The sequence below is a fragment of the Bradyrhizobium manausense genome (assembly GCF_018130615.1).
Taxonomy (GTDB): Bacteria; Pseudomonadota; Alphaproteobacteria; order Rhizobiales; family Xanthobacteraceae; genus Bradyrhizobium; species Bradyrhizobium manausense_A.
In genome coordinates, this window is sequence record NZ_JAFCKB010000021.1 from 1 (window position 1) to 25449 (window position 25449).

A 25449-nucleotide genomic window follows, 5' to 3' on the forward strand; every position below is an offset into this window, starting at 1 on the left:
AACAAAGCGCGGTAGCGCATCGTGACAACCCCACTGTCACTGAAATTATCGTGTCTCACTTCAGGGGTGCAGTCCAGCACTGTCACCGTAATTCCGTAATTCACTGTCACCGTAATTCGCGTGAGTTCGTAGCGCATGATCCCCCTCTGACGACGCGGGGGCTTGAATCATGGTTCGGCGCCCTGTCTCAACTGGTCGCCCCGCACGCGAAAGCGACCCATTATGCTCGGAGTGAGTTTTGATAAAGTCTCGCAGCATGCTTGACGTGATTTAAAAACTGCCGGACGACCGCGGACGGATCGCCGCGCCGGGATGCCAGGCCTAGCACCGCTTTCGGTTGAGGCGCGCCCTTGAGGCGACGATAGACCACACCGTCGATACTCACGTTTTGCACCGACTCGGGCACGAGCGTTAAGCCCAGTCCTGCGGCTACCAGTCCTAGTGTGGACGTGATGCGGGGTGCCTGTTGACCGATGCGAGGACTAAAGCCGGCGGCCCGACACGCCACCACGGTTTCATCGTAGAGGGCCGTCCCCGGCGGCCCGTAGAGAACAAACGAGTCGCTGGCAAGGCGCTTTAGGGCAATCGCTGTCTGGCGCCCGCTGGCCATCGCGTGAACGCTCGGCAACGCCACAATCATGGGCTCCTCCAGCAACGGGCTGATGATGAGCTTATCGTCGTGCATTGAAACAGCGCGGACGAACGCCACATCCATCTGATCGTGCGAGAACCGCTCGCGCACATCGTGGCTGAGGCCCTCCTCGAGGGTTAGTGACACCATCGGAAAAGCTTCTCTAAAAGCACGAATGACCCGCGGCACGAACGGATGAAATGAAGCCGAAGGAGCAATACCTACGTGCAATCGACCTTGCTCGCCTCGCCCTGTACGACGGGTTGTGTCCAAGGCGCGTTGGACATGGTCGAGAACTGCTCGCGCATCTTCCAGAAGCGCGCGACCGGCTTCGGTCAGTTCGACACCACGCGGCTTGCGGAGAAATAGCTGGACGGCAAGCTCTCGTTCCATTGCCTTGATCTGGAGGCTAAGCGGCGGCTGTTGCATACCCAGTCGCTCGGCGGCTCGGGTGATGTGCCGCTCTTCAGCGACCGCGACAAAATAGCGAAGCTGCCTCAGATCCATTGCCATATCCAAAAAGTATGAATTTCGCTCTATTCATATAATACCTCGCTTCGAGGCCAAATGGTATCGGTGCCTTTCCGAATGCCGTTACCACAGCGAGGCCGCATGAGCCTTTTGAGACGACAATTTCTGCAACTTGCGGCGGGCACTGCTGTCATGCCCGCTCTCTCGACGATCGCGGCGTCGCAAGCATATCCCGTACGGCCGGTGCGCGTGCTTGTTCCCTATGCGCCCGCCGGTCCGTCGGACATTTTGGCGCGCATCGTTTCCCAGAAACTGTCCGAACGTCTGGGGAAGCAGTTTTACGTCGAGAATGTCGGAGGCGCCGGCGGGAATATAGGCATGGGCCAGGGAGCAAGAGCAACACCGGATGGCTACACGGTCCTCGTTGTCCCGCCAAATATTGTCGTCAACCCGGCCATGTACGACAGCGTGCCGTATGACCCCTACAGAGACTTTGACCCAGTAACCGTTGCCGTCAGTTCGCCGACGGTGCTTACGGTTCATCCGTCACTACCCGTTCAGACGGTCAAGGAAATGGTTGATCTGATCAAGTCCAGTCCCGGCCGGTTCAGTTTCGCCTCTCCCGGAACCGGGACACCGCCACACCTGATCGGGGAGCAATTCCGTCTGTCACTGGACCTGGATCTCGTGCATGTACCCTTCAACAGCGCCGGGCTTGCGATCGGCGCAACGCTGGCCGGACATACGCCGGTTGCATTCACTTCGCTGCCTCCGGCCGTACCGCAGATCAGGGACGGCAAGCTCCACGCGCTGGCCGTGACGAGCAAGATACGGTCGCAGGCTTTGCCCGACGTTCCCAGCATGGCGGAGGCTGGTTATCCTGAAGTGATCGGCGAGGGATGGTTCGCGTTCATCGTTCCGGCTCGAACGCCGAAGGATATTATCGCGCTGCTTCAGCGCGAGATCGTTGCCATTGTCTCGCTACCTGACATTACGGAGAAAATGGCGGAGCTCGGGTTCGAAGCCGTCGGTGACACGCCTGACGAGGCGGCCGCCCTGTTCAGATCCGAAAGCGCGAAATGGGCCAAGGTCATTCGGGCGGCAAATATCAAGGCCAAATGATGCAGCGTCGGGAGGCCTTGTCCGGCGAGGCTACAGACTTGTTGGCGGCGCGCTACCCTATGTCATTCAGAGACAAAAATGAGACAAATCAGGGTCGGCAATATCACCATCGATGCGGTGATTGAGCGAGAAGGGCCGTGGCGACGGCCACAAGACTTCTTCCCAGCCTATGACGAGGCCACCTTCAAGCGTCACTTGCGTGCGATGGAGCCGGAAGTTTTCGACGCGACGCTCGGAATGCTGGTCATAACCTACCAGACCTTTCTTGTGAGGACGCCTCATCACACGATCCTGGTGGACACGTGCACCGGCGAGGATAAGGGGCACCCGCCCCCCTTCGACTTTCCAGGCAAGGCGCGTTGGCGAACGGAATTGTTCGAGCTGGGAGTTGCCTTTGACAAGATCGATTACGTCTTCTGTACGCATCTTCATATCGATCACACAGGCTGGAACACGACCTTGCGCGACGGAAGATGGGTGCCGACATTCCCGAATGCAAAATACATCTTTCACCGCAGAGAATATGCAGCTTTGGAAGCGGAATTCGCCCGGGGAACCGGTCGACACGGCCCGATGTTCCGCGACAATTGTTTGCCGATCGTTCACGCAGGACAGGCGCTCCTGATCGACGACGACTATGCGCTGGACGATGCTATTACGCTAACGCCAACTCCGGGGCATTCGCCTCATCATTGCTGCGTCAACATTGCGTCGCAAGGGCAACGCGCGGTGATAACCGGCGATATGATGCACCACGCGATCCAGTGCTGCGAACCTGGTTGGTCCTCAATAGTCGACTGGAATGCAACGAAGGCGATAAAATCTCGTCGAAGCTTTCTGTCGCTTGTTGCGGACGCAGACGTTCTGCTTCTGCCGATCCATTTTCCTGCCCCGACGGCGGGTCGAGTGATGACGAGCAAAGACAGCTTTAGTTATCGGTTTAAACGCGATTAGGCGACCGTGACGAAAGCAGCCACGTCATCATGCTCTTACAGCCTGATCTCACTAGTCATCCGCAAGGGCGTTGACACAGTTCAAAAATGTCAGCCGAAACAAGTTTACGTCGAGATTGCGGTGACAGTGCACCAAACTCAGTCTGCGGCGCCGACCCATTGCCCCGCACTCGGCCGATTTGCACAACCGTTTCCCCCTCACGCACACGTTCCCCCTGCCCCCTGCCCCTTCCCCCACTTTCCTGCTATCTCTTCCCCGCCGTTCCGGCCCAAAGCAAAACCCTCTGATCATCCAAGGGAGCAAGAAACATGCGTTATCTCCACACCATGCTGCGCGTGCGCAATCTCGATGTCGCGCTGAAGTTTTACCAGGATGCGCTGGGGCTGAAGGAGGTGCGGCGGATCGAGAACGACAAGGGGCGCTTCACGCTCGTGTTCCTGTGCTCGGCGGACGATCTCGAGGCGCTGAAGAAGCAGCCGCAATCTCGCGGCGCACCGCTGGTCGAGCTCACCTACAATTGGGACGAGGAGAAATATGGCGAGGACCGCTTCTTCGGCCATCTCGCCTATGAGGTCGACGACATCTACGCCACCTGCGAGAAGCTGATGAAGGCCGGCGTCACCATCAACCGGCCGCCGCGCGACGGCAACATGGCGTTCGTGCGCTCGCCGGATCTGCACTCGATCGAGCTGTTGCAGAAGGGCGAGCCGAAGGCGCCGCAGGAACCGTGGACGTCGATGCCCAACACCGGCCACTGGTAAAGTCCGCGCCATAGGAACCAGCCCCATCCACTGGTGTTGTCCCTCCGACAAATGCAAATTGGAGGAGGACGCGATGGGACGCGGAATTTTGTTGTGGCTGCTGGGCGTGCCGATCCCGGTGATCATTCTGCTGTGGCTGTTCTTCGGCCACTGATCCTGATTCAACGACCAGTGCAACGGCTTACACCGAGCTGACACGTGCAATGAAAGCTTCGCCCCGGGCGGAGCTTTTTGCATGAGGGGCTCACGGCATTGCGCGTCGCTCCGTGCCGTGAATTCCGCTATCAACCGCGGCAAGTCAAAACGGCCAAGTCAAAACGACCAAGTCAAAACGCCGCGGGAGATGCTTGATGCCTGACACGCAGCTGACGATCTGGGGACGCGCCAATTCGGTCAACGTGCAGAAGGTGCTGTGGTGCCTGACCGAGCTCAACCTGCCCTGTCAGCGCATCGACGCCGGCATGCAATATGGCAAGACCCGCGAGGCCGACTATCTCGCGATGAACCCGAATGCGCGGATCCCGACGCTGGTCGAGGGCGATTTCGTGCTGTGGGAATCCAATTCGATCATGCGTTATCTCTGCCTCGCGCACGGGCGCGGCACGCCGATCTATCCGGAGGCGCCGAAGCTGCGCGCCGGCATCGACCGCTGGCTCGACTGGACGCTGTCGACGGTGCAGCCGGTCGACCGCCCGGTGTTCTGGGGCATCGTGCGCACCGCGCCCGCCGAGCGCGACATGATCAAGGTTCAGCAGGATGCCGATGCCGCCGCCGAGGTCTGGACGATCGCCGACCGCCTGCTCGCGACGCGGCCTTTCATGGAAGGCGATGCGTTCACGCTCGCCGACATCGCCGTGGGTGCCTATGCGCGGCGCTGGCTCGGCGTCGAGGGGATCAGCCGGCCGGCGCAGCCGAACCTGACGCGGTGGCTCGCCGAGCTCGGCAAGCGGCCCGGATTTGCAGAGCACGTGGCGCCGCCGATGTCGTGAGCCGCTGACCGAGTTTAAGCTCTGGCGAGAGCGCGGTGAATCGCGCCGGCCGCGCAGACAGCCCGCACTTGACGGCTACTGTGCATGGGGTTGTTTTCGCGGTTTTAGTTGTGGCGACATCCGCCCTCAGCGCCCGGTCACGGCGTCGACCCTGACGGAGCCGCCGATCTTGACGCAGGTCCCCTCGACCATGGTGAAGCCGCGGCCGAAGGCGGCGCAGCCATTGCCCTTCGCCGCCCCCGCGGTGCCCTTCAGCGGCAGGGTCTTGCCGGACTGCGGCCCTCCGGCCAGCGGCAGACGCAAGGGCTCGGCGGTGGCCGTGGAGGTCAGTGCGAAGGAGATCAGGACGAGGACCGTGGGGCGCATCCCGCCTTGTACCCGGGACCCGGGCCCGGCGCTATCCGGCGGCCGTCAGAGGAACTTGATGCCGGCCGACTTGCCGCGGCGCCAGACCACCTGGCAGCTCCGCCCGGTCCGCGCGTCCCGCGCGAATGCCATCCGGATCACGCCCGGGAGCTGGCTTGCGTCCTCGTCCATGGTGATCCTGGCGCCCGAGGCCGAGATGTCCTGGACAAGGCAATGCCGCGCCGCGAATCCGCCGTCGAGCGTGATCCAGGCATGCTGCGACAGCAATTTGCGGGCTGCGCGCTTCTTGGGTGGTGGCATCGGCTAAAGATCTCTCCCGCTCCAGCGCTAGCCCGGGAACCCTAAGAAACGGTTGAAATGACCGTCCGAACGGTCCCGGGGCAGGCTATCCACCGCCGCCAAAACAGCGTTCCGGAACGGCTTGCCCACGGGCCCAAAGGCCACTATACGTTCGCCCGCTGCAAGCCGCCGGGCACGACTCGGCCGGCCAGCGGGCCTGTCGCCAGATGCGATCAGGCCTTGCGTTTGCTCCCTTCGTCTATCGGTTAGGACGCCACCCTTTCACGGTGGAGAGAGCGGTTCGATTCCGCTAGGGAGCGCCAGCAGTCGCCATCCCCAAGAGGCCGGCCCCACGACGTCGACGATCGACGTTGCCTCCCGCATGAACCTCCCTGGCCCTTACCCTCGACCAATGTCCGAAGCAAACCGCCCAGCCCCCGGCTAGGGCGTCACGGATTGAAGGACAGCCCCATGGAGCAGCGCAAGTCGACTTCGGAAGGCCAATCCGGCACCTTCTCGGTGATGACCACGCCTCCGGCCTGGATGCGCCGCGCGGTGCCGTATCCGCCGGATCGTCGCGCCAAGATGCTGGAGCACATGGCGCGCGCGAGATCGACGCCGCAGCGCCAAGTCGCAGCCGCGCCATTGCGCAAGAGCGGCACGGACATCCTCGCTGACCTCGTCGGCCACACCGTCCTGTTTGGCGCGATCGCCATACTCTGCATGTCGCCAATTCCACTCTATCTCGGCGCGTACCTGTTCCTGGCCGACCACGAGCGTGTCGAAACCGCCTTCGCGATACTCGGCGTCCGGTTCGAGCCGGATACGGTCGGACCCGACATCATCAAAGGCTTCGCATCATGGTTCGGATGGATTGCCTTGCTCGCGTCGCTGCGCGCCTCCGCGCCCGTCTGGCTCGCGCCAGTTCTGCCTCCGTCGCAGTCGTGGGCTTTCATCGCCGGCGTCGCCCTCGCGTTCGCCATCATCGAAGCGATCGGATCACTCGCGATGCGGCACGAAAGGGCGAGGTTCGGGTGGGCGATCAAGCCCGACCTGCCCCTTACACGATCAAATTCGTGATTGCGATCGCCGCGCTGGCGCTGGTGCTGCTCGGCAGCGTTTGAAGGCGGCCCCGGCTGGCCTCACGGCGCCGTCCCTCGAAGCGGTCACAATGACGCGGTTGTGACCGTCGGCGCCCGATAACAGGGACGATTTGCCGCCGGCCCCGGCACTCTACCGTCCAGTTCATTTACCGGAAATTTACCCCTGCTCCTGAGTGCCGGTATCATTTGCTTAGATTTTGATCGCTACCGTGGAATTACGGAAACAATCAAAAGCACGATTTGGCGCCCATGTCTGTCGCGGAGTTTCTCAGGCAGCGAGCAGTGGAAGTGAGCGTGAGCGGCAGCTATTCGCTGCATCGCTGGTACGATTGTGAGGGCAAGCTGCGAAACTTCGCCTGCCGCACCAAGCGCGTTTCGCCGTTTCGCATGATTGTGGACGTGCCGGTCGTCGGCAAGATCGGCGAACGTGTGACCTCCTATTTCGAAGACTTCGGCGAATTCCAGTGCACCATCAGCGCAACGCTGAAGTCGGGCTTCCTGATGGAGCTCGACATGACACGGGCGCGCCGCGCCTGGATGTCGGAAAAGCTGACCTGGCTCGAAAAGAAGCAGAAGGACGACAGCATTCAGGAGCTGCGGCGCGACGCGCGCTTCGTGCCGCAGGCCTCGCACACCGTCCTCACGCTCGCAGACGGCAGCACCTATCCCTGCTTCATCATCGACGTCTCCACGGCCGGCGTCGCGATCTCCTGCGAATACGATCCGCCGGTCGGAACAGCGCTTGCCGTCGGTGCCTGCGTCGGGCGAGTCATCCGCAAATTCGACAATGGCTTTGCGATCAAGTTCGCGGAAAAGCAGCAGCGGGACGACCTCGTGCGCCTGGTCGTGCGCCAGACCGTGCCGCTGCCGGCCTGACCCGACCAAACCAATCCGTATCGCTGCCCTATCGCGGCCCCAATGCGGGATCAGCTTCTGACGGTCTGCGCCTCGGGGCCGGACGTCGTTTGCAGACTTGCGATCGGGGGACCGAATGGCAGTCGACAAGATCACGGTTGATAAAATCACTTGGGACAGAGTCGGCCGGGTCACCGAGCCCGGGCGCTACATGTACACTTTCGGCTGGCTCACCATTACGGCCGGCGATCTCGATATCTGGAAGCAATATCCGCAAGCCGCGTTCACGCTGCTCGCGCACCATGCCGAACGGGACGAGGCCGTCGGCGAGGAATTCCACCTTGGAGCCTTCGACATCGCGCCCGACGCCCCTGCGCCGTTCATGACCCACTGACGGCGGGCGCGGATACGCGCTGCATCGCCGGAGCCCACGATTGAGCTGGGGAAGCAGTCGCCGAAATTGGAGGCCGACGCAACATGCGCGCGCCAGTTCGGGAACACATGGCATGCACGTTGCTTAACCAATGCCATGATGCACATCCCTCCCGCCGACCAGGCCTTCCTGCTGCTGCTCATCGTTTTCTGCCTTGGCACATGCCTCGTGCGTGCCCTTTGGGAGCTGGAGCAGATGCGAGCGCGCCGAATCGAGACACCTCCGCGCGGCCGCACGCCGAAACGTGACTAGGTCGCTCCGCCCGCCGGCCTGTTGTCCGGTCGGAGGCAATTCCGCCTCTGGACTCCCCGCTGGCACACGTGCATCGTGAATCGAAGAAACCTGCACATTACCTTGATCTAACTTATCAATCGCGATCCGGCGATAGCGCACGGCCATTACTGCCGATAACGCAGTGATGCTGTCATGCAATTGATTGCGCTCGGCATTCTACACTTTGCGACCCTGATGAACGCCGGCTGTCGCGCGTGTTGAGCAACGGGACAGCGAGTGCATGACAGATGGTCGCATCGGGACACGTAGATAAGCGGACCAAGGGAACCTATTTTCGGCGCCGATGTACCTGATTGAAGCGTTACCCACCGTCATCGGAACGGCCGCCATCGCCCCGGCGCTGCTGATGCTCTGGCTCGTCATTGCCGCCGAAGAACGCCCCGGACCACCCGCCCAGGTCTGGACCGCCTTCCTGCTCGGCGCGGCCAGCATCTCGCTGCTGGGTCTCGCCCGCGCCCCCTTCGCCAAGATGGTTGCAGCGCCTGACGATCCTTGGGCAGCGCTCGCCATGCATTCTGTCTTCGGCGTCGCGCTGCCCGAGGAGGCGGTGAAAGTGATCGCGATCGTGCTGGTCTCCTCGACCAAGCGGCGGACCTTCTCCAATCCCATGGACACCGTGGTCTATGGCGCCGCCGTCGGCCTCGGCTTTGCGGCTTACGAGAACCTCGCTTATCTGGTGCAGCATGCCGAGATGTGGCGGTCGCTGGCAGCGTTGCGCAGCGTGCTCACCGTCCCGTTCCACGGCGCGCTCGGCATCATCGCCGGAGCCTATTTGACGATCGCCCGAGCCGGCACGGCGCTGGGTGCGAACCGCCATCACCGCGACTGGGCCCGCCTCTCCAGCCGGCTGCTGATCTTCGCGGGCCCACTGGCGCTGCATTCGGCCTTCGACTTCCCGCTGCTCACGCTCCAGCGCATGCCGGATCTCGACCCGACCCTGCGGATGTGGCTGGGCGGTGCGAGCCTGCTGATTGGCTTCAGCTCGATCGCCTTCGCCATCCGACTGGTTCGACGCGTCGCGCGTCACCATGCGCCCCGGACCGATATCGCGCGGGAAAGGCTCAGTCAGTTGCGGCGGATGTGGGCGCTGTTGCTCGCCGGCGGCGGCGTCGGCTTCCTTGGTCTCGCCTTCGTGCTGACCTCGATCCACCACTGGCTCATCAACCCCGAGCGCAATCTGACGCTAGCGCTGATCCCGATCGGATTCGTCTCGATCCTGCTCGGTCTTGCGCTTCTGATCGTCACGACCGCGATCTACATTCTTGGCCGTAACCGCATCCGCACCACCGGCGAGGGCTTTTCGTCTGCGCACGGCGGCGGTTGAGCCTCGGGATGGCAAGCGCGGCGCGCGCACGCTAGACTGAGCGCACGCATTTCGATCGGGAGCCTGCCGATGACATCGCCTGAGGATTTTTCACGGCTGCAATCAGCAATGAGCCAGGCGGTGAAGGCGCATTGGAAGGCCTTTCTGTTCGAAGGTATTTTGCTCGCCGTCCTCGGCGTGGCCGCGCTGATCCTGCCGCCGCTCGCAAGCCTCGCCATCACGATCTTCCTGGGCTGGATGTTCCTGATCAGCGGCATCGGCGGATTGATCGCGACCTATTGGGCACGTGCTACGCCGGGGTTCTGGTGGTCGCTGGTCTCGGCTGCCCTGGCCGTGCTCGCCGGCATGCTGTTGCTGGCCCGCCCGATGCAAGCCGTGCTGACTCTGACAATCGTGCTTGGCGCCTACTTCCTCGCCGAGGGCGTCACCACCATCATGTATGCGCTGGAGCACCGCCGCGAGCTGAGCGGCCGCTGGTCGTGGCTCCTGATCTCGGGCCTCGTCGACATCGCGATCGCGTTCATGGTGATCACGGGATTGCCGAGCTCGGCGGAATGGGCGCTCGGCGTGCTCGTCGGCATCAACCTTTTGTTCGGCGGCGCCACCTTGATCGGCATGGCCCTGGCGGCACGCAAAAGCAACAGTTGAGGGGGCTCGAAGCCTCGGGCGCCGATTGGGGGGTGACAACCCGCCAATGGCGCGCTATATGACCGGCCATGATCACCGTCGCCACCAGCTATTTTTGGTACTTTAGCTACGACAGCTCGCTGGCGGCAGGAGGATCGCGCTCAATCTAAAATATTGATGCAAACGTCCGAACAGCCGCCAGACCTGGCGGCTTTTTTTATTGCCGGCAGGTTCGAGAAACAGACAGGAGCCCGCCGTGCTGAGCACGACCGACGATCTTCGTATCCGCGAACTGAAAGAGCTGAGCACGCCTGAGGACGTGATGCGGGAGGTCCCGCGCACCCTCACGGCCACCCGCGTGGTGATGGCGGCCCGTAACGCCGTCCACGCCATCCTCAACGGCCAGGACGACCGGCTTCTGGTCGTCGTCGGCCCCTGCTCCGTGCATGATCCCAAGGCCGCTCTGGACTACGCCGAGCGTCTCGCCAAGCTGCGTGGAGACCTCGCAGATCAGCTCGAGATCGTGATGCGGGTCTATTTCGAGAAGCCGCGCACCACCGTCGGCTGGAAGGGCCTGATCAACGATCCCGATCTCGACGGCAGCTTCGACATCAACAAGGGCCTGCGGCTCGCCCGCAACGTGCTCTCGGCCATCAACAATCTGGGCCTGCCCGCCGGCACCGAATTCCTCGACATGACGACGCCGCAATACATTGCGGATCTCGTCTCCTGGGCCGCGATCGGCGCGCGCACCACTGAGAGCCAGATCCATCGCGAGCTGGCCTCGGGACTGTCCTGCCCGGTCGGGTTCAAGAACGGCACCGACGGCAATGTGCGCATCGCAGCCGACGCGGTTAAATCGGCTTCGCATCCGCATCACTTCATGGCGGTGACGAAACTCGGCCGTTCCGCAATCGCCTCGACCTCGGGCAACGAGGATTGCCACATCATCCTGCGCGGCGGCAGCAAGCCGAACTACGATGCGGCAAGCATCACGGCAGCCTGCAACGATCTGGCGAAATCTGGCGTCGCCCCGCTGGTGATGGTGGATGCGAGCCACGCCAATTCGAGCAAGAAGCCGGAGAACCAGCCGCTGGTCATGGCTGATATCGCCGGCCAGATCTCGGGCGGCGAGAACCGCATCATGGGCGTGATGATCGAGAGCAACCTCGTCGCCGGCCGCCAGGACGTGGTGCCGGGCAAGCCGCTGACCTACGGCCAGAGCATCACCGACGGATGCATCGACTGGGCCACGACGGCAAATGTGCTCGAGCAGCTCGCCGATGCGGTCGAAATCCGGCGCAACACCGCGCGCGCCGGCTTGCATGAGCGCTCCGCTTAAGCAGAGCAACGGGCGGGCGGGGCGACGCTGTTCGCGCCCTGCCCGCCGCGATTAAGGCTTAGCAGCCGCGGCAGATGCTCTTGATCTTCTTGTCGAGCAGAGCGTCTTCCTTGTTCACGGGATTATTCGGATCGTTCAGATTCTTCTCGCTCGGCACGTCGCCGGCGCGCGGCTGGCGGTGACCGACGGGCGCCTGCGGCACCGATCCCGACGCGGCACCGCCGGACGTCGATCCCTTGGTGCCGGTTTGCGCAATCGCCGCGCCGCCGAGCAAGACCACGAGCGATGCTGCCACCATGATCTTCTTCATGTCCGATTCTCCCATTCCTCAAACCGGCGTTCTCTGACCACTCACGCCTCGGGCGGATAGAGATGAACGTCGCCGCAATAGTCGATGATACGATAGCGCGTTTCCGTGGCTGCATCACGTGCAATGCCTGCGGTATTTTGCTCCGCCAACACATAATTCGGCCCGACCGGGGATTTGCCGGCGCCGCCGGGAATGTCGATGACATAATCAGGCTGACACAGCCCTGACACCCGTCCGCGCAGCTCCCGCATCAATTCCTGCCCATGCGCCAGCGTCGTTCTCAGATGCGCAGTGCCGGGCGCGAGATCGCCATGATGCAGGTAGTACGGCTTGATCCGGCACTCGACGAAAGCCCGCATCAGATCCGACAAAGCAGCGACATTGTCATTGACGCCGCGCAAAAGCACGGACTGGCTCACCATGGGGATGCCGGCGTCGACCAGCCGTGCGCAGGCGGCGCGGGCCGTGTCCGTGAGCTCGCGCGCATGGTTGGCGTGCACTGCGACCCAAGTGGTCGCACCATCAACTTTAAGCGCCGCGACCATCTCGTCACTGATACGCGCAGGATCGGCCACGGGCACGCGCGTATGAAGGCGGATGATCTTGACGTGATCGATCGCAGCGAGATCGGCCATGATCTCGCTCATCCGGCGCGGCGACAGCATCAGCGGATCGCCGCCGGTCAGGATCACCTCCCAAATCTCGCGATGCGAGCGGATGTAGTCGATCGCGGCACGATAGGCGCCGTCCGACAGTGCGTTCTCCTTGCCGGGACCGACCATCTCGCGGCGGAAGCAGAAACGGCAATAGACCGCGCAGACGTGAACGAGCTTGAACAGCACGCGATCGGGATAGCGATGCACGATTCCCGGGACCGGCGAATGCGGGTGATCGCCGATCGGATCGGCATTTTCGCCGGGGTGCATCTCCAGCTCTGCGGCGGACGGAACGAACTGGCGCGCGATGGGATCGTCGGGATCGGAGCTATCGATCAGCTCGACCAGCGGCGGCGTGATCGCAACGGCATATCGCGCGGCGACACGCTCGAGCGCGGGGAGCGCCGTGGCCGGCGCCAGGTCCGCGGCTACGAGCTCGGCCGGCTCGCGCAATGTTCTCGCAAGATTGGTCTTCGTCATCTCTCATCCGCAGGCGGCGTCCACACCACCTGATCAATCCGTGTCGCGCCGCTTGCCAGCATCACCAGCCGGTCGAACCCGAGCGCGACACCGCTCGCCTCCGGCATGACGGCCACCGCGGCCAGAAAGTCCTCATCCAGCGGATAGGCCTCGCCGTAGCGGCGCTGCTTCTCCGCCATGGACTCCGTGAAGCGCTTGCGCTGCTCCTCGGCGTCGGTGAGCTCGCCAAAGCCGTTGGCGAGTTCGACGCCACAGGCATAGACCTCGAACCGCTCCGCGACCCGCTTGTCGCCAGCCTTCACCCGTGCCAGCGCCGCCTCCGGAGATGGGTATTCGAACAGGATGGTCAAACGCCCCTGCCCCAGATGCGGCTCGACATGCTCGACCAGGACCTTGCTGAAGATGTCCGACCAATTGTCGTCGTCGGCCACGCGGACCTTGCCGCCGGCCGCCTCGGCAAGCGCAGCACGGTTACCCTCGGCGCCCAAGATTGTCGACAGCAGATCAATGCCCGCGAAGCGCTCGAAGGCGCCCGCGACCGTCAAAAGCTCCGGTTCGGCGAAGGGGTCAGCGGCCCGGCCCCGGAACGAGAAAGTCCCGATCCCGGTTGCCTGCGCAGCCATGGCGATGACCACCACGGTATCGGCCATGATGGCGTCGTAGGGGGCGCCCGCCCGGTACCATTCCAGCATGGTGAATTCGGGCAGATGCAGGTCGCCGCGCTCGCGGTCGCGGAACACCCGCGCGAACTCGAAAATCCGCTCTTCGCCGGCCGCCAGCAGCTTCTTGCAGGCGAATTCGGGCGAAGTCCGCAGGTATCGGCTGGCTCGACTGCCATCCGGCCGCATGATTTCGGTCCGCGGGGCGTGCAAATGGGTCTCGTTACCCGGCGAGACCTGGAGAACGGAGGTTTCGACCTCGACAAAGCCCTGCTCGGCAAAAAAGCCCCGCAGAGCCCCGGTAACGGCTCCCCTGGCCTGGAGGAACGGCCGCCGGTCGAGGTGCCGGTTGGGCATCCAGAACGGCGAAATCGGCTTGTCCCCAGCCATTAACCGACCACCCCTTGGGCCAGCAAAACGCTGGCATTCAACGGCAAAATCAGTATGTTGCGGCCCGAAACGGGCGCCGAGGTCTGATTTGAGGCCCCAAGTCCCCCATCGATTTGACCACGTCCTGGCCTGAGCCGGGCCAAGCAAGCAGGAAATATAGCTTTGAGAGTCATCGCCAGTTCTATTCGCAAGGGCAACGTGATCGAGCAAGACGGCAAGCTCTATGTTGTCGTTAGTGCCGAGAACATCCATCCCGGCAAGGGCACGCCGGTCAGCCAGATCGAAATGCGCCGAATCTCGGACGGGGTAAAGATCTCCGAGCGCTACAAGACCACCGACCAGGTCGAAAAGGCCACGATCGAAGAGCGCAACTACACCTTCCTGTATGAAGATGGCGACGGCTTCCACTTCATGAACCCCGAGACCTACGATCAGGTCCAGGTGCCCAAGGACGTCGTCGGCGACGCAGCCGCGTATCTTCAACCGGAGATGATGGTCAAGCTGTCGACCCACGACGTCAACGTGGTCTCGCTCGCGCTGCCGCAGCGCGTCACGCTGGAAGTGGTCGAGACCGAGCCGGTGACCAAGGGCCAGACCGCTTCGTCGTCCTACAAGCCCGCGGTGCTGTCTAACGGCATCCGCACCACCGTGCCGCCGCACATCTCGGTCGGCACCCGCATCGTGGTGATGACCGAAGACGGCTCCTACTCCGAGCGCGCCAAGGACTAAACGAGGGTTCAGGACAGGTGCCGCCGGGGGGCGAGACAGTGGTTGGGAAGAGTTTCCGCTTCGTCTCGCTTTTTCTGGCGTCGCTCTCGCTCCTCACCGCCACGCCGGTCGCTGCGGACGAGATCCGCAGCCCATCCCTCACGGCCCTGCGCGTCGATTGGCGCGCAGCGCTCGACCAGCTCCGCACCGAGATCAATAGTCGCTCGCAGATCGCCGGCGATTTCGTCTTCGTGCCGCGCCGTTCGGTACCGCGCGTCGATCCGCGCGCAATGCCGGCGCTGATGCAGCTCAACGCGCTTTCCTCGCAATTCTTCACCGGCATTGCGCGCAGTTCGGTTCCAGTGCTGCTGCCGTTCGATGCTGCCGCCTATATCGAGGCACAACACAACGGCGCACCGGGCGCGGCGCTCGCGCTATCGCGTTACCAGGCCGATTTCAATCCCGTTGACATGTTCGACGCGGGCCCCGCCGGCTACAGCGCGACGTTCTCGCTCGAGCCCGGCGCCGGCGACGGCATGCCGTCGCGCACCTTCGCAAGGCCGGTCGAGGTACAGATCACGGGATCGGCGCTCGTCTACGACATCGCCGATCCCGCCGGCGGTAAGGGCGAGCCGGTCAAACCACTTGCGACCATCTATCCGGATCTGCGCAGGTTCATCCGTGAAGGCTATGTGCGCTACGCCTTCACGCGCTTCGGCGCCGCTTATGTGGTGTCGGTCCAGTGCCTCGACAGCGTCGCGAAACCGCGGCGACTTGCCTGCAAGGAGGCCTACCCCGTCGCCGAACGCTTTCTCAAGGCGCTGCACGTCGCCGGCGGCCAGCGCATGCGGCCGCTGATGGACGTTGCCTCCGTCGTGATCGATCGTCCCGCGGGACGACCGGCGGATTTCAGCTACCGGCCGAGCGGCGACATCATTCCGAACACCGGTTATCGCAAGCAGGGCGGCCATCCCGATGCGATGGCCTATGCGCAGATCCGCTTTCCGCTCGAGAAAGCGCCGGCCTTCGTGCATTCGCAATCCTACGCCAAGCGCGACAAGGACGATGGCCCGACAGCCTATCCCTGGCGCGATAATTTCTGCGAGTCACGCAGCTTCGAGGTCTGGCAGTGCGGCGGCGGCTACGGCCACCAGGGCGAGGACATCCGCGCCGCCGACTGCCCCTCGCCCGGTGACGGCCGCGACGCCTGCGATCCCAAGCAACGCGGCGTCGTTGCCGTGCGCGACGCCGTGGTGATCCGCGCCTCCAAGGACCAGGCCGCGACACTCGAGGTCAACAGCCGCACCGAGCACATCCGCTTCCGCTACATGCACATGAACCCGCAGGCGTTGAACGCCGACGGGGTGCTCAATGGCCGTATCGTCACCGAAAGTGAGAAGATCGGCGTGATCTCGAACTATCTCGATCATCCCGCGGGGACGTCGATGCACTTGCACTTCGACGTCCAGGTGTTCACCCGCGATGGCTGGATCTGGGTCAGCCCTTACGTCACGCTGGTCTCGGCCTATGAGCGCCTCATCCGCGCCCGTGGCCGCGAGATCGGTCCGGAGATCGCAGGCACCCCGCAGCCGGTCGCGCATGCGCTGCCCGAGGACGTGGTCAAGCCTGATCTGCGCGAGGGATCGAGCAGCGAAGAGAACTGAGCAGGCTCCGGATCACTCCAAAAACGTCGTGAGCTGCGCGCCTTCATCGGCCACGAACACGGCGATCAATTCGGCCGGTTCCGTGGTGCTGGCATTGGCCGAGACCAGGTGCGTCGCGCCGGGCGGCTCGAAGAAGGACTGGCCGACGCCAAACGTCTCGACCGGGCCGCCGCCGAGCTGGGAGCGGATCTCGCCCTTGGTAATGTAAGCTGTCACCGAGCCCGCATGGCGGTGCGGACGCGAAAACCCGCCTGGACCGTAGAACACCCGCACGATGGTGACGCGCTTGCCCGGCACGTTGGGCAGTGCGTAGGAGCCGACCGGTTCGACCTTGTCGAGTGGCGAACTTTCGGCGGCGGTAGCGCAGAGTGGCGAAAGCGCCCCTGAGACGGTATCCATCGTCACCGGCAGCGCCTTGCCGATCGCAAATGCGCACGCAAGGCCGGCTACGACGGCCCAGGCCATCGACCGCGATTGACGCGGAACGGCTGCTAAACCCATGGCGGTCATTGTCATCTCCCCCTCGTTTCAATCAGGACGCCGCGACATTCGCCGCCATGTGCCGCTTTGGCGGCGTCCAGCGGAAGGCCGCGCCAAAGCGGTTCCAGACGTTGATCGAGGCAATTGCCGAGGTCAGGTACATCAGCTCGGCCGCAGAAAATTCGCGCTGCGCCTCGGCATAGATCTCGTCGCCGAAGCCCTCGGGCAACAGGGTCAGAGCCTCGGCCCAGGCTAGCGCTGCACGCTCGCGCGCCGAGTAGATCGGTGCCTCGCGCCAGACCGCGACGAGATGAAGCTTGTCAGCGGACACCCCGAGCCGCTCCGAGAGAAGAACATGATGCTGAACACAGAAGGCGCAGCCATTGATCTGCGAGGCGCGCAACTTGACGAGCTCAAGGAGCTGCTTGTCGAGGCCGGCCTTGGCCGCAACCTGGCCCAGCGCAAGCACCAGATCATACGCGTCCGGCGCAATCCTCTTGAAATCCTCGTATTCGCTGCGGGCGTGTGACATTGCCGTTCACCTCGTGATAGTATAAGACCGCTTACATATTATCAGGGCTCTTATATTATGCGCAAGCCAGCCAGCATCACGAAATCGAAACCGAAGCAGCGGGCATCCAGCGAGCCGGCAGCGGTGCATGTGCCCGCCCCCGGCGAAGGCAAGCGCGGCGAGCAAGGCTATCTCGGCTATCTCCTGCGTCAGGCCCACGCCGCGGTGAGGCTGAAAATGGAACGTACGCTGGCCGATCTCGGCGTGACCTCGCCGCAATTCGCCGTCCTGACCATGCTGAACGCGTATCCGGGGTTATCGGGGGCCGACGTCGCCCGCCTCACCTTCCTGACGCCGCAAACGGTCGGAGTGATCATCCGTAATCTCGAACGCGACGGCGCGATTGTGATGACGCCGCATCCTGTCCACGGCCGCATCCAGCAATGGACACTGACATCGCGCGGAACGACCTTGCTGAAGGTTTGCAGGGATCGCGTGATTGAACTGGAAAAGCGTCTCGCCAGCAACCTCGATGCCAAGGCGGAGGCAAGCATTCGCCGCTGGCTCGCCAACGTCGCGACGGAGCTGCAGGAGGATTAGGCGAGCCTAGTCGCCGCCTCCTGCATCCCCGCCACCATCGCACCCGCCGAAATCAGCGAAATCGCCGCCCGCGCCACCATCACCCTGGATGCCGCGGCCGAAATTCTCTGCAAGGATCATCATGACCACGACCAAGAGTCCCGCACCGAAGGGCCAGGGATTGGCACGGATGATGTCGAACAGCTCTCGCATGTGCGCATGATGCGCAGACGGAAACGAACCGACCGTAAAGGAACAGGCCTAAACTTGGGGGATTTGGGTCTTGACCAAGGGCGCCTTATCCGCCCTTCAACACTTTCTTAACCTCGCCATCCGGCCAGACTTCGCCCGCCGCGATGACCCGGACGCGACTTCGGTCCGTGGTGTTCACCAGCACGTGCGAACCCATTCGGTCGGCGCTCGGCTCCAGATGCAGATCCGTTTCAGGCTTCCAGCTCAGCGTCGCCGCAAGATCGCCGGGAAAAATCTGCCAACACGATCCGTCGTCGAGCTCGACGACATGGCTTTCTGCATGCGTGCGTATCTTCATTCCACCCCAAAGTCGCGTTGAGGAAGACGGGCCCCGGCGATCGGCCGGGGCCTTGCTCCGTCAATCGTTGTCGTGATGAATCACGGTCTTGCTGCGGTTGCCGAATTCATCTTCCTTCTTGATCACGGTTTTGCGCTCAGCGGGCGCGCGCTCCTTGATAACAGTAGTGCGGTCGCGATCGCGGTCACGATATTCGTGAGACTCGCCGACCGTCACGCCGGCGCCGACCGGACCGACGTGAACGCCGACCTCATCCGCGAACGCAGGGGCTGCGAAGGCTGTGATCATGGCAGCGGCAAACAGATATTTCCGCATTTTGTCCTCCTCTAATGTCGTGCGGAGGGAATGCAGCAGTGCGACGCTTTGTTCCGGGGAACTGCCTGTTCCTCGCGTTCCAGGAACCGGCTCACAGGGGCCTTTTTTTTCCGCTAGAATGACCGTATGAAACACGCTGATTCCTCGACTAGTCGCATCACCCGCCGCGCCCTGCTGCAATCCACGCTCGGCTCAGCCGCGCTGCTGGCATCCCCAACGCATGTTCTTGCATCGCCGCCCGGGTTCGACGAATGGCGCGAAAGCTTTCGCGCACGCGCCATGGCGAAGGGCATTTCGGCCGCGACGTGGCAGCGCGCGATGGCGCGGGTCGAGCCAGACATGAGCGTGTTCAAGCAGATGCGCAACCAACCCGAATTCCATGAGCAGGTCTGGCAGTACATCAATCGACGTGTCTCTGACTGGCGCATCATCAACGGCAAGATCGCGCTGAAGAACAACGAGGCGCTGCTGGCGCGCATCGAGCGGGATTTCGGCGTCGAGCGCGGCACACTGCTGGCGCTGTGGGGCGTGGAGTCGGCCTATGGCGATCCGCTGGTGCAGCAAAATCACATGACGCCGGTGTTTCCCTCCCTCGCCGCGCTCGCCTGGAACGAGCCGCGCCGTAAAGCCTATTGGGAGACCGAGCTGATCAACGCGCTGCGCATCGTCGACAAGGGCTGGAGCACGCCCGAGGAAATGCAGGGATCATGGGCCGGCGCGATGGGGCATTCGCAATGGATGCCGGAAGTCTGGCTCAATGTCGGCATCGACTATGACGGCGACGGCAAGGTCTCGCCGTTTGGCAAGCCCGACGACGCGCTGGGCTCCACCGCAAAATATCTGGTCAATCGCGGCAAATGGCATCGCGGCGAGCATTGGGGCTACGAGGTGCGCGCGCCCAGTGAAATGAGCGGCAGCCGCACCTATGCGGCGTGGCAGGCAGCCGGCGTCACACGCGCCGACGGCCAGGCGTTTCCACAGCCGAACGGATCGGCGCAAATGTGGACGCCGGTCGCGGGCGGGCCGACCTTCCTGCTCGGACCGAACTTCTATTCGGTGAAGAGCTACAATCCCTCGATGAACTATGCGCTCGCGATCTGCCATCTCGGCGACCGCTGCCTGGGCGCGCCGCCCTTCATTCAACCGTTCCCCGGCTCCGAGCGCGTGCTTACGCTTGCCGAGGTGCAGGAGATGCAGACGCGGCTGACCAAAGCCGGCTTCGATACCGGCGGCACCGACGGCCGCGTCGGCAACGACACCATGAAGGCGATCAAGGATTTTCAGCAGCGTGCCGGGATCGCGCCCGCGGATGGCTATGGCGGGCTGAAGGTTTTGGCAAAGCTGCGGCAGGGATCGTAGCCCGCAGCCTCAATGCCGGTATTGCGGCTCTTCCGCATCGAGCTGACGGCGGATCGCGGCTAGATGCAATCGCGCGGATTCGGAATCGCCTTCGCGCATCTGCCTGTAGGTCTCTGCCGCAACCGACGGATCGACCGGCAGAACCTTTCGACCCGTCGACATCGCCAGCACTTGCACCTCGGCGGCGCGTTCGAGGTAGTAGAGATCGTCCCAGGCTTCCGCGATGGTCGGCGCCAGCACCATCACGCCGTGATGCTTCATGAAGACGATGTCGGCATCGCCCACGGCCGAGGCGATGCGCGCGCCTTCGCGATTGTCGAGCGCGAGACCGTTGTAATCGCGATCGACCGCGGTACGGCCATAGAATTTCAGCGCTGTCTGGCCGGCCCAGATCAGGGGATCACCCTCGGTCATCGACAGCGCCGTCGCGTAGGGCATGTGGGTGTGAAAGGCGACCTTGGCGCGCGGCAGGCGCTTGTGCATTTCGGCATGGATGTAGAACGCGGTCGCCTCGGGCTCACCTTCGCCGTCGAGGACGTGGCCGTGGAAATCACAGATCAGCAGCTTTGACGCCGTCAGCTCGCGGAAGGCGTAACCATAAGGGTTGACCAGGAAGAGATCGTCATGGCCTGGCACCACGGCCGAGAAGTGGTTGCAGATGCCCTCCTCGAAACCGTTGCGCGCAGCCATTCGGAAACAGGCGGCGAGATCCTCGCGCGCGGTGCGGATCGCATCGGTCGCAAGGTCCGGCCGGTTCGAACGGACGGGCGCGGGTGTGGAGGCGTGAAGACTGTGCGCCATGGCGACTGAAACCTCTTTCGGGCAGGAGATGCCAGTGTTTTACAGGGGCTACGCCTGCGCGTCAGCCCCTCCGGCCGCCACCCTGCCCTGCGCGTCTCACGCCCGCCGCGGTACGCCGCCGGCATTCATGCCGCCATCGATGACGAGCTCACTGCCGGTGACGTAGCGCGAGGCATCCGACGCCAGATACAACACGCCGGAAGCAATCTCTGCAGCCTGACCTGCGCGGCCAAGCGGCGTCGCGACCTTGGCCCGCTCCTCGGGATCGATCGGTGCGTTCTGGCCTGCGCCCGCCGCCCCCGTCGGGATCTTGCCCCAGATCGGGGTATCGATAATGCCGGGATGCACGGAGTTGACGCGGATACCGTCACCGGCGGCCGCGCACTCCATCGCGATCGATTTGGCGAACAGCCGCACGCCGCCCTTGGTCAGCGAATAAGCTGACAGGCCGGGCGCGCCGCGCAGGCCCGCGAGCGAGGACATCATGACGATCGAGCCGCCGCCGGTCTTGCGCATCAAGGGCAGGCAATGCTTCACGGAGAGGAACACACCGTCGAGATTGATCGCGTTCTGCTTGCGCCAGTCAGACAGTGTCATGTCGGTGATCGAGGGCACGGCAATGCCGATGCCGGCATTGGAGACCATGACGTCGAGCCGGCCATAGCGCTTCGCGATCTCGGCGACGATCTCAACCCAGCGCTCCTCGCTGGTGACGTCCTGCTCCAGGAAGATCGCGTTGCCGCCGGCTTTCGTCACTCGCTTGGCAAGCTCGGGGCCGCGCAGCTCGTCGATGTCAGTTGCGACAACGGTCGCGCCCTCGCGCGCGAACAGCTCGACGATGGCTTCGCCAATGCCGGACGCGCCCCCCGTGACCAGCGCGACCTTGCCCTCAACCTGCCCTGCCATGTTTCTCTCCTTTTCTTTTTTTGTTGTTTGAGGCCGCTACCTAATGACGGATGGCCCCTGGTCCGGTAGTGCGACGTCGATGACGCGAAACTGCACGCGCTCGGCGCCCTGATAACGATCGACAGACAAGGAGCCGGCGACATGCAGTTGCTGGCCGCGATTGGCGAGAAGCGCATTGCCGAGCTTTTGCCCGACCGAACGAAATGCGATGCCATTGACGATGGCGCCGTCCCCCGATTTGAAGCGCAGCCTCAAGTGCGCCTGCCCGACTTCGTCAGCAAAAACGAGTTGATGCCCCGGCAGCGCCAGCACCGGCTCCGGATTGCCGCTGCCGAAGGGACCCGCGCGATTGAGCGTGGTCGCAAGCTCCGTCGTCACCGCGCGCGCCGAGATCGCGCCGTCGATGTAGAGCTCGTTGACGTGGCGCGCCTCGGCGACGTCCTGCGCCAGGGCGTGCTCCAGATAGGCGCGAAATTCGGCGAGCTTTTCCTTCCGCAGCGTGACGCCCGCGGCCATGGCGTGGCCACCGCCCTTAAGCAAAATGCCGTCAGTCACAGCCTGCCGCACCGCCTTGCCGAGATCGACGCCGGCGATCGAGCGGCCCGATCCAGTGCCGATGCCGCCGGGCTCGAGTGCAATCGCAAAGGCCGGCCGCGAGAACTTCTCCTTCAGGCGCGAGGCGACGAGGCCGACCACGCCGGGATGCCAGCCTTCGGACGCGGTGACGATCACGCCGAGCTTGTCTTCCAGACCGATCGAGGCCAGCGCCTCGGCTTCGGCCTGCGCTTCGGCAGCCTGCTCGATCACGCGGCGCTCGCTGTTGAGGCGGTCGAGTTCGGCCGCGATCCGCGCGGCTTCGACGCTGTCACCTTCCAGCAGCAACCGCACGCCGAGATCGGCGCGGCCGATCCGGCCGCCCGCATTGACGCGCGGACCGAGCATGAAGCCGAGATGCCAGGCTTCGGGGGGGCCATTGAGCCGCGCCACATCCATCAGCGCGGTGTGGCCGACATGGTCGCGCCGCCGCATCGCGATCAGCCCTTTGGCGACGAAGGCGCGGTTGAGGCCGATCAACGGCGCGACGTCAGCGACGGTGCCGAGCGCGACGTGATGCAGCATGCCCAACAGATCAGGCTCCGGCATCTCCGCATTCCAGAACCCGCGCTGGCGCAGCTCGCGATTGACGGCGACCAGCGTCACCAGCACGAGGCCAACGGCCGCAAGATGGCCGAGGCCGGAGAGATCGTCGAGCCGGTTCGGATTGACCAGTGCGTCGACCTCCGGCAGCTCGGTGCCGGCCTGATGGTGATCAATCACGACGACGGACATGCCGAGGCGCTTCGCTTCGGCGAGCGGCTCGATGCTGGTGGTGCCGCAATCGACGGTGACGAGCAGCGTGGCGCCCTTGGCCGCCAGCCCGCGCACAGCTTCGACGTTCGGGCCGTAGCCCTCAAAGATGCGGTCGGGAATGTGGATCAGCGGATCGAGCCCGCAATGGCGCAGATGCCAGGCGAGCAGCGCCGCCGAGGTCGCGCCGTCGACGTCGTAGTCGCCGAAGATTGCGACGGTCTCGCTCTTCGCGGCCGCATCCGCGATCCGTTTCGCCGCGGCCTCCATCTCCGTGACCGTGAAGGGATCGGGCATCAGCTTGCGGATGGTCGGATCGAGGAAATCAGGCACGGCGTCGATATCGACGCCACGGCCGGCCAGCACTCGCGCCAGCAATTCGGGCAGCTGGTGGCGTTGCACGATGGCGAGGGCCGTGGCGGCCCCGCGCGCATCGAGCCGGGTGCGCCAGAGCTTGTCGGTAAGCGAGCGCGCCACGCCCAGGAAGGCCTGAGGCATTTCGACGGGTAAGGCGGTGGCGGGCGGCGTCATGATTCGCGGGGTTCAAATGGTCCGGGCATAAGCAGCGGCGCGATGGCCGAGTCCGATCGCAGGATTCGTCGGGAATCCGCGGCCATTTGCAATGTCAGCGGCCCACAAAGCGGTGGATTGCTGAAATGCTGAGCGAGCTGACTACCATTTGAGCAGCCGGGCGGACAGCAAATTAAGTGGGCGTTAGCCAGAATCTTCGAAAATGATTCTTATTCGATCTGTAAGCCGTTGTTCCCAGTTCATTGCAGATCAGACCTCATTGCCAAGGGAAGCTCCCGATGTCTGCTGCGCTGGGTCTGAAAACCAAGCCGACCACCACCGAGCCCGCTGACGACGATTCGGACATCTCTGCGCTGATCAACCGCCTGACCGCGGAGGTCAACCAGATCGCGGTCGACAAGACCAAGTCGATCCAGCAGATCACCAACCAAATGAAGATGCTGGCGTTGAACGCGCTGATCGAAAGCTCCCGCGCCGGCGCGCAAGGCGCGGGCTTTGCGGTGGTGGCGCAGGAGGTGCGCGGCGTCGGCCAGCAGGTCGAGACCATCGCGCGCGAGCTCGAGACGCAGCTGACGAAACGCACCGGCGATCTGGTCGCCTCGATCGAGCGCATGAGCCAGCGTTCGCGCGGAGAGCGCATGATGGATCTGTCGCTCAACGCGGTCGAGCTGATCGACCGCAATCTCTATGAGCGCACCTGCGATGTGCGCTGGTGGGCGACCGATTCCGCCGTGGTCGATTGCGCGGCCTCGCCTGCTCCGGCGGCGGTCTCCTATGCCTCGCAGCGGCTCGGCGTCATCCTCGGCGCCTACACGGTCTATCTCGATCTCTGGCTCTGCGACCTCGACGGCAACGTCATCGCCAACGGCCGCGCCGACCGCTTTCGTGTGGTCGGCCAGAACGTCGCCCACACCAAATGGTTTCGCGAGGCAAAGACCCTGCGCTCCGGTGACGATTATGTCGCCGGCGACGTCGAGAACCAGCCCCTGCTCGGCAACGCCCAGGTCGCGACCTACTGCGCCAGCGTCCGCGCCGGCGGCCAGGCCAACGGCGCGCCGATCGGCGTCCTCGCGATCCATTTCGACTGGGAGCCGCAGGCGCGTGCGATCGTGCAGGGCGTACGTGTCGGCGACAACGACAAGGCGCGCGTGCTGCTGGTCGACTCGCATTTTCGCGTGATCGCCGCCTCCGACGGACAGGGCATCTTGAGCGAGCGCATCTCACTGTCGCTGGGCGGCCAGCGCTCCGGCGTCTACCAGGACCGCTCCGGCGCGATGATCGCCTTCCATGCGACACCGGGCTACGAGACCTATCGCGGGCTCGGCTGGTACGGCGTGATCGTCTGCGCGGCGTAAGGCCGCGTCGACGACGCCGGCCCATCAAACGAAATCTGCAAAACAACCCCATGCACAGTAGCGCGGGGCGACGACGCCGGATGTCTCAGCCGGTCGTCCCGTTTGACACGTCGGGCAAAACACTGGCAACCTGTGATGATCGCAAGGTGTGTGCCTCCCGGTAGACGGGACGCTCGCATGCGCCTGATCGTTTCAGCTTCATCCGGCATCTGATACCCATGCTCGCGGTCCGCGTCCTCGCCTCGCTCGTTGTTCTCCTGACAGGATCCAGTCTCGCTCACGCGCAATCGACTGCGG

29 protein-coding genes and 1 tRNA gene are annotated in these 25449 nt (G+C 63.7%); 16 read left to right on the top strand and 14 right to left on the bottom strand.

What is annotated here, in order from left to right:
• Positions 1-220: 220 nt before the first annotated feature.
• Positions 221-1138 carry a LysR family transcriptional regulator gene (locus JQ587_RS29670; RefSeq protein WP_212427704.1) on the bottom strand — a complete coding sequence of 306 codons (918 nt, stop codon included), beginning with the start codon at positions 1136-1138 and terminating at the stop codon, positions 221-223.
• Positions 1139-1243: 105 nt separating this feature from the next.
• Between JQ587_RS29670 and JQ587_RS29675 the strand changes: the two genes are divergently transcribed.
• The 4 genes from JQ587_RS29675 (at position 1244) to JQ587_RS29690 (ending at position 4928) form a co-directional block, all read left to right on the top strand.
• Positions 1244-2224, top strand: coding sequence for a Bug family tripartite tricarboxylate transporter substrate binding protein (locus JQ587_RS29675; RefSeq protein ID WP_212427705.1), 981 nt, complete (start codon positions 1244-1246; stop codon positions 2222-2224).
• 78 nt (positions 2225-2302) lie between these two features.
• On the top strand, positions 2303-3178 hold the full coding sequence (locus JQ587_RS29680) for an MBL fold metallo-hydrolase (protein WP_212427706.1): 876 nt from the start codon (positions 2303-2305) through the stop codon (positions 3176-3178).
• A gap of 308 nt (positions 3179-3486) precedes the next feature.
• Positions 3487-3939 (top strand): VOC family protein, encoded by a 453-nt coding sequence (locus tag JQ587_RS29685; RefSeq protein ID WP_212299804.1) that lies wholly within the window; start codon positions 3487-3489, stop codon positions 3937-3939.
• Positions 3940-4289: 350 nt separating this feature from the next.
• Positions 4290-4928: a glutathione S-transferase family protein gene (locus JQ587_RS29690; protein ID WP_212427707.1), complete on the top strand. Its 639-nt coding sequence runs from the start codon at positions 4290-4292 to the stop codon at positions 4926-4928.
• Between the two features lie 126 nt (positions 4929-5054).
• Here the strand turns inward: JQ587_RS29690 and JQ587_RS29695 are convergent, their stop codons facing one another.
• Together JQ587_RS29695 and JQ587_RS29700 are read right to left on the bottom strand one after the other, a co-directional pair.
• Entirely contained in the window at positions 5055-5294 is a 240-nt protein-coding gene (locus tag JQ587_RS29695) for a hypothetical protein (protein ID WP_212427708.1), read from the bottom strand.
• A 45-nt stretch (positions 5295-5339) separates the two neighbouring features.
• A complete protein-coding gene (locus JQ587_RS29700; RefSeq protein WP_212299801.1) occupies positions 5340-5594 on the bottom strand; it encodes a PilZ domain-containing protein in 255 nt (84 codons plus the stop codon).
• A gap of 227 nt (positions 5595-5821) precedes the next feature.
• Here JQ587_RS29700 and JQ587_RS29705 point away from each other — a divergent pair.
• The 7 genes from JQ587_RS29705 (at position 5822) to JQ587_RS29735 (ending at position 11551) form a co-directional block, all read left to right on the top strand.
• Positions 5822-5896 (top strand) — tRNA-Glu (locus JQ587_RS29705).
• Between the two features lie 148 nt (positions 5897-6044).
• Positions 6045-6653 (top strand): hypothetical protein, encoded by a 609-nt coding sequence (locus JQ587_RS29710; RefSeq protein WP_249154593.1) that lies wholly within the window; start codon positions 6045-6047, stop codon positions 6651-6653.
• A 272-nt stretch (positions 6654-6925) separates the two neighbouring features.
• A complete protein-coding gene (locus tag JQ587_RS29715; RefSeq protein WP_212427709.1) occupies positions 6926-7552 on the top strand; it encodes a PilZ domain-containing protein in 627 nt (208 codons plus the stop codon).
• Positions 7553-7667: 115 nt separating this feature from the next.
• On the top strand, positions 7668-7925 hold the full coding sequence (locus tag JQ587_RS29720; protein WP_212299723.1) for a hypothetical protein: 258 nt from the start codon (positions 7668-7670) through the stop codon (positions 7923-7925).
• Positions 7926-8541: 616 nt separating this feature from the next.
• Positions 8542-9582: a PrsW family glutamic-type intramembrane protease gene (locus tag JQ587_RS29725; protein WP_212427710.1), complete on the top strand. Its 1041-nt coding sequence runs from the start codon at positions 8542-8544 to the stop codon at positions 9580-9582.
• Positions 9583-9651: 69 nt separating this feature from the next.
• The gene (locus tag JQ587_RS29730; protein WP_212427711.1) at positions 9652-10230 is read left to right on the top strand and encodes an HdeD family acid-resistance protein; all 579 of its coding nucleotides are present in this window, start codon (positions 9652-9654) and stop codon (positions 10228-10230) included.
• A gap of 235 nt (positions 10231-10465) precedes the next feature.
• A complete protein-coding gene (locus tag JQ587_RS29735) occupies positions 10466-11551 on the top strand; it encodes a 3-deoxy-7-phosphoheptulonate synthase (protein WP_212427712.1) in 1086 nt (361 codons plus the stop codon).
• A 58-nt stretch (positions 11552-11609) separates the two neighbouring features.
• On the opposite strand, the gene JQ587_RS29740 is transcribed toward JQ587_RS29735, so the two are convergent.
• The 3 genes from JQ587_RS29740 to epmA are packed head-to-tail and all read right to left on the bottom strand — an operon-like array spanning position 11610 to position 14046.
• On the bottom strand, positions 11610-11861 hold the full coding sequence (locus tag JQ587_RS29740) for a hypothetical protein (RefSeq protein WP_212427713.1): 252 nt from the start codon (positions 11859-11861) through the stop codon (positions 11610-11612).
• Between the two features lie 41 nt (positions 11862-11902).
• Complete coding sequence (locus tag JQ587_RS29745) at positions 11903-12997, bottom strand: lysine-2,3-aminomutase-like protein (RefSeq protein ID WP_212427714.1); 1095 nt, start codon at positions 12995-12997, stop codon at positions 11903-11905.
• A complete protein-coding gene (epmA, locus tag JQ587_RS29750; RefSeq protein WP_212427715.1) occupies positions 12994-14046 on the bottom strand; it encodes an EF-P lysine aminoacylase EpmA in 1053 nt (350 codons plus the stop codon). Before epmA ends, JQ587_RS29745 begins: the two co-directional genes overlap by 4 nt.
• Before the next feature lie 162 nt (positions 14047-14208).
• Between epmA and efp the strand changes: the two genes are divergently transcribed.
• Together efp and JQ587_RS29760 are read left to right on the top strand one after the other, a co-directional pair.
• On the top strand, positions 14209-14775 hold the full coding sequence (gene efp, locus JQ587_RS29755) for an elongation factor P (protein ID WP_212299716.1): 567 nt from the start codon (positions 14209-14211) through the stop codon (positions 14773-14775).
• A gap of 17 nt (positions 14776-14792) precedes the next feature.
• Positions 14793-16418, top strand: a complete 1626-nt coding sequence (locus JQ587_RS29760; RefSeq protein WP_212427716.1) for a M23 family peptidase — start codon at positions 14793-14795, stop codon at positions 16416-16418.
• A 12-nt stretch (positions 16419-16430) separates the two neighbouring features.
• Here the strand turns inward: JQ587_RS29760 and JQ587_RS29765 are convergent, their stop codons facing one another.
• Both JQ587_RS29765 and JQ587_RS29770 read right to left on the bottom strand, forming a co-directional pair.
• Complete coding sequence (locus JQ587_RS29765) at positions 16431-16928, bottom strand: cupin domain-containing protein (RefSeq protein ID WP_212427717.1); 498 nt, start codon at positions 16926-16928, stop codon at positions 16431-16433.
• 22 nt (positions 16929-16950) lie between these two features.
• On the bottom strand, positions 16951-17430 hold the full coding sequence (locus JQ587_RS29770) for a carboxymuconolactone decarboxylase family protein (RefSeq protein ID WP_212427718.1): 480 nt from the start codon (positions 17428-17430) through the stop codon (positions 16951-16953).
• 54 nt (positions 17431-17484) lie between these two features.
• Between JQ587_RS29770 and JQ587_RS29775 the strand changes: the two genes are divergently transcribed.
• Entirely contained in the window at positions 17485-18009 is a 525-nt protein-coding gene (locus JQ587_RS29775; protein WP_212427791.1) for a MarR family winged helix-turn-helix transcriptional regulator, read from the top strand.
• A 6-nt stretch (positions 18010-18015) separates the two neighbouring features.
• Here JQ587_RS29775 and JQ587_RS29780 read toward each other — a convergent pair whose 3' ends face one another.
• The 3 genes from JQ587_RS29780 to JQ587_RS29790 form a co-directional block, all read right to left on the bottom strand.
• Positions 18016-18201: a hypothetical protein gene (locus JQ587_RS29780; RefSeq protein ID WP_212299712.1), complete on the bottom strand. Its 186-nt coding sequence runs from the start codon at positions 18199-18201 to the stop codon at positions 18016-18018.
• An 85-nt stretch (positions 18202-18286) separates the two neighbouring features.
• Positions 18287-18538 carry a hypothetical protein gene (locus JQ587_RS29785; RefSeq protein WP_212299711.1) on the bottom strand — a complete coding sequence of 84 codons (252 nt, stop codon included), beginning with the start codon at positions 18536-18538 and terminating at the stop codon, positions 18287-18289.
• A 60-nt stretch (positions 18539-18598) separates the two neighbouring features.
• Entirely contained in the window at positions 18599-18853 is a 255-nt protein-coding gene (locus JQ587_RS29790) for a hypothetical protein (protein WP_212299710.1), read from the bottom strand.
• Between the two features lie 126 nt (positions 18854-18979).
• On the opposite strand from JQ587_RS29790, the gene JQ587_RS29795 reads away from it, so the two are divergent.
• On the top strand, positions 18980-20212 hold the full coding sequence (locus JQ587_RS29795) for a lytic murein transglycosylase (protein WP_212427719.1): 1233 nt from the start codon (positions 18980-18982) through the stop codon (positions 20210-20212).
• A gap of 9 nt (positions 20213-20221) precedes the next feature.
• Here JQ587_RS29795 and JQ587_RS29800 read toward each other — a convergent pair whose 3' ends face one another.
• From JQ587_RS29800 to recJ, 3 genes are all read right to left on the bottom strand, one after another.
• A complete protein-coding gene (locus tag JQ587_RS29800) occupies positions 20222-21013 on the bottom strand; it encodes an aldolase (protein ID WP_212299708.1) in 792 nt (263 codons plus the stop codon).
• Between the two features lie 96 nt (positions 21014-21109).
• Positions 21110-21919, bottom strand: coding sequence for an SDR family NAD(P)-dependent oxidoreductase (locus JQ587_RS29805; RefSeq protein WP_212427720.1), 810 nt, complete (start codon positions 21917-21919; stop codon positions 21110-21112).
• A gap of 36 nt (positions 21920-21955) precedes the next feature.
• Positions 21956-23797 carry a single-stranded-DNA-specific exonuclease RecJ gene (gene recJ, locus JQ587_RS29810; RefSeq protein ID WP_212427721.1) on the bottom strand — a complete coding sequence of 614 codons (1842 nt, stop codon included), beginning with the start codon at positions 23795-23797 and terminating at the stop codon, positions 21956-21958.
• A 278-nt stretch (positions 23798-24075) separates the two neighbouring features.
• On the opposite strand from recJ, the gene JQ587_RS29815 reads away from it, so the two are divergent.
• On the top strand, positions 24076-25152 hold the full coding sequence (locus JQ587_RS29815) for a methyl-accepting chemotaxis protein (protein WP_212427722.1): 1077 nt from the start codon (positions 24076-24078) through the stop codon (positions 25150-25152).
• Positions 25153-25449 lie beyond the last annotated feature (297 nt).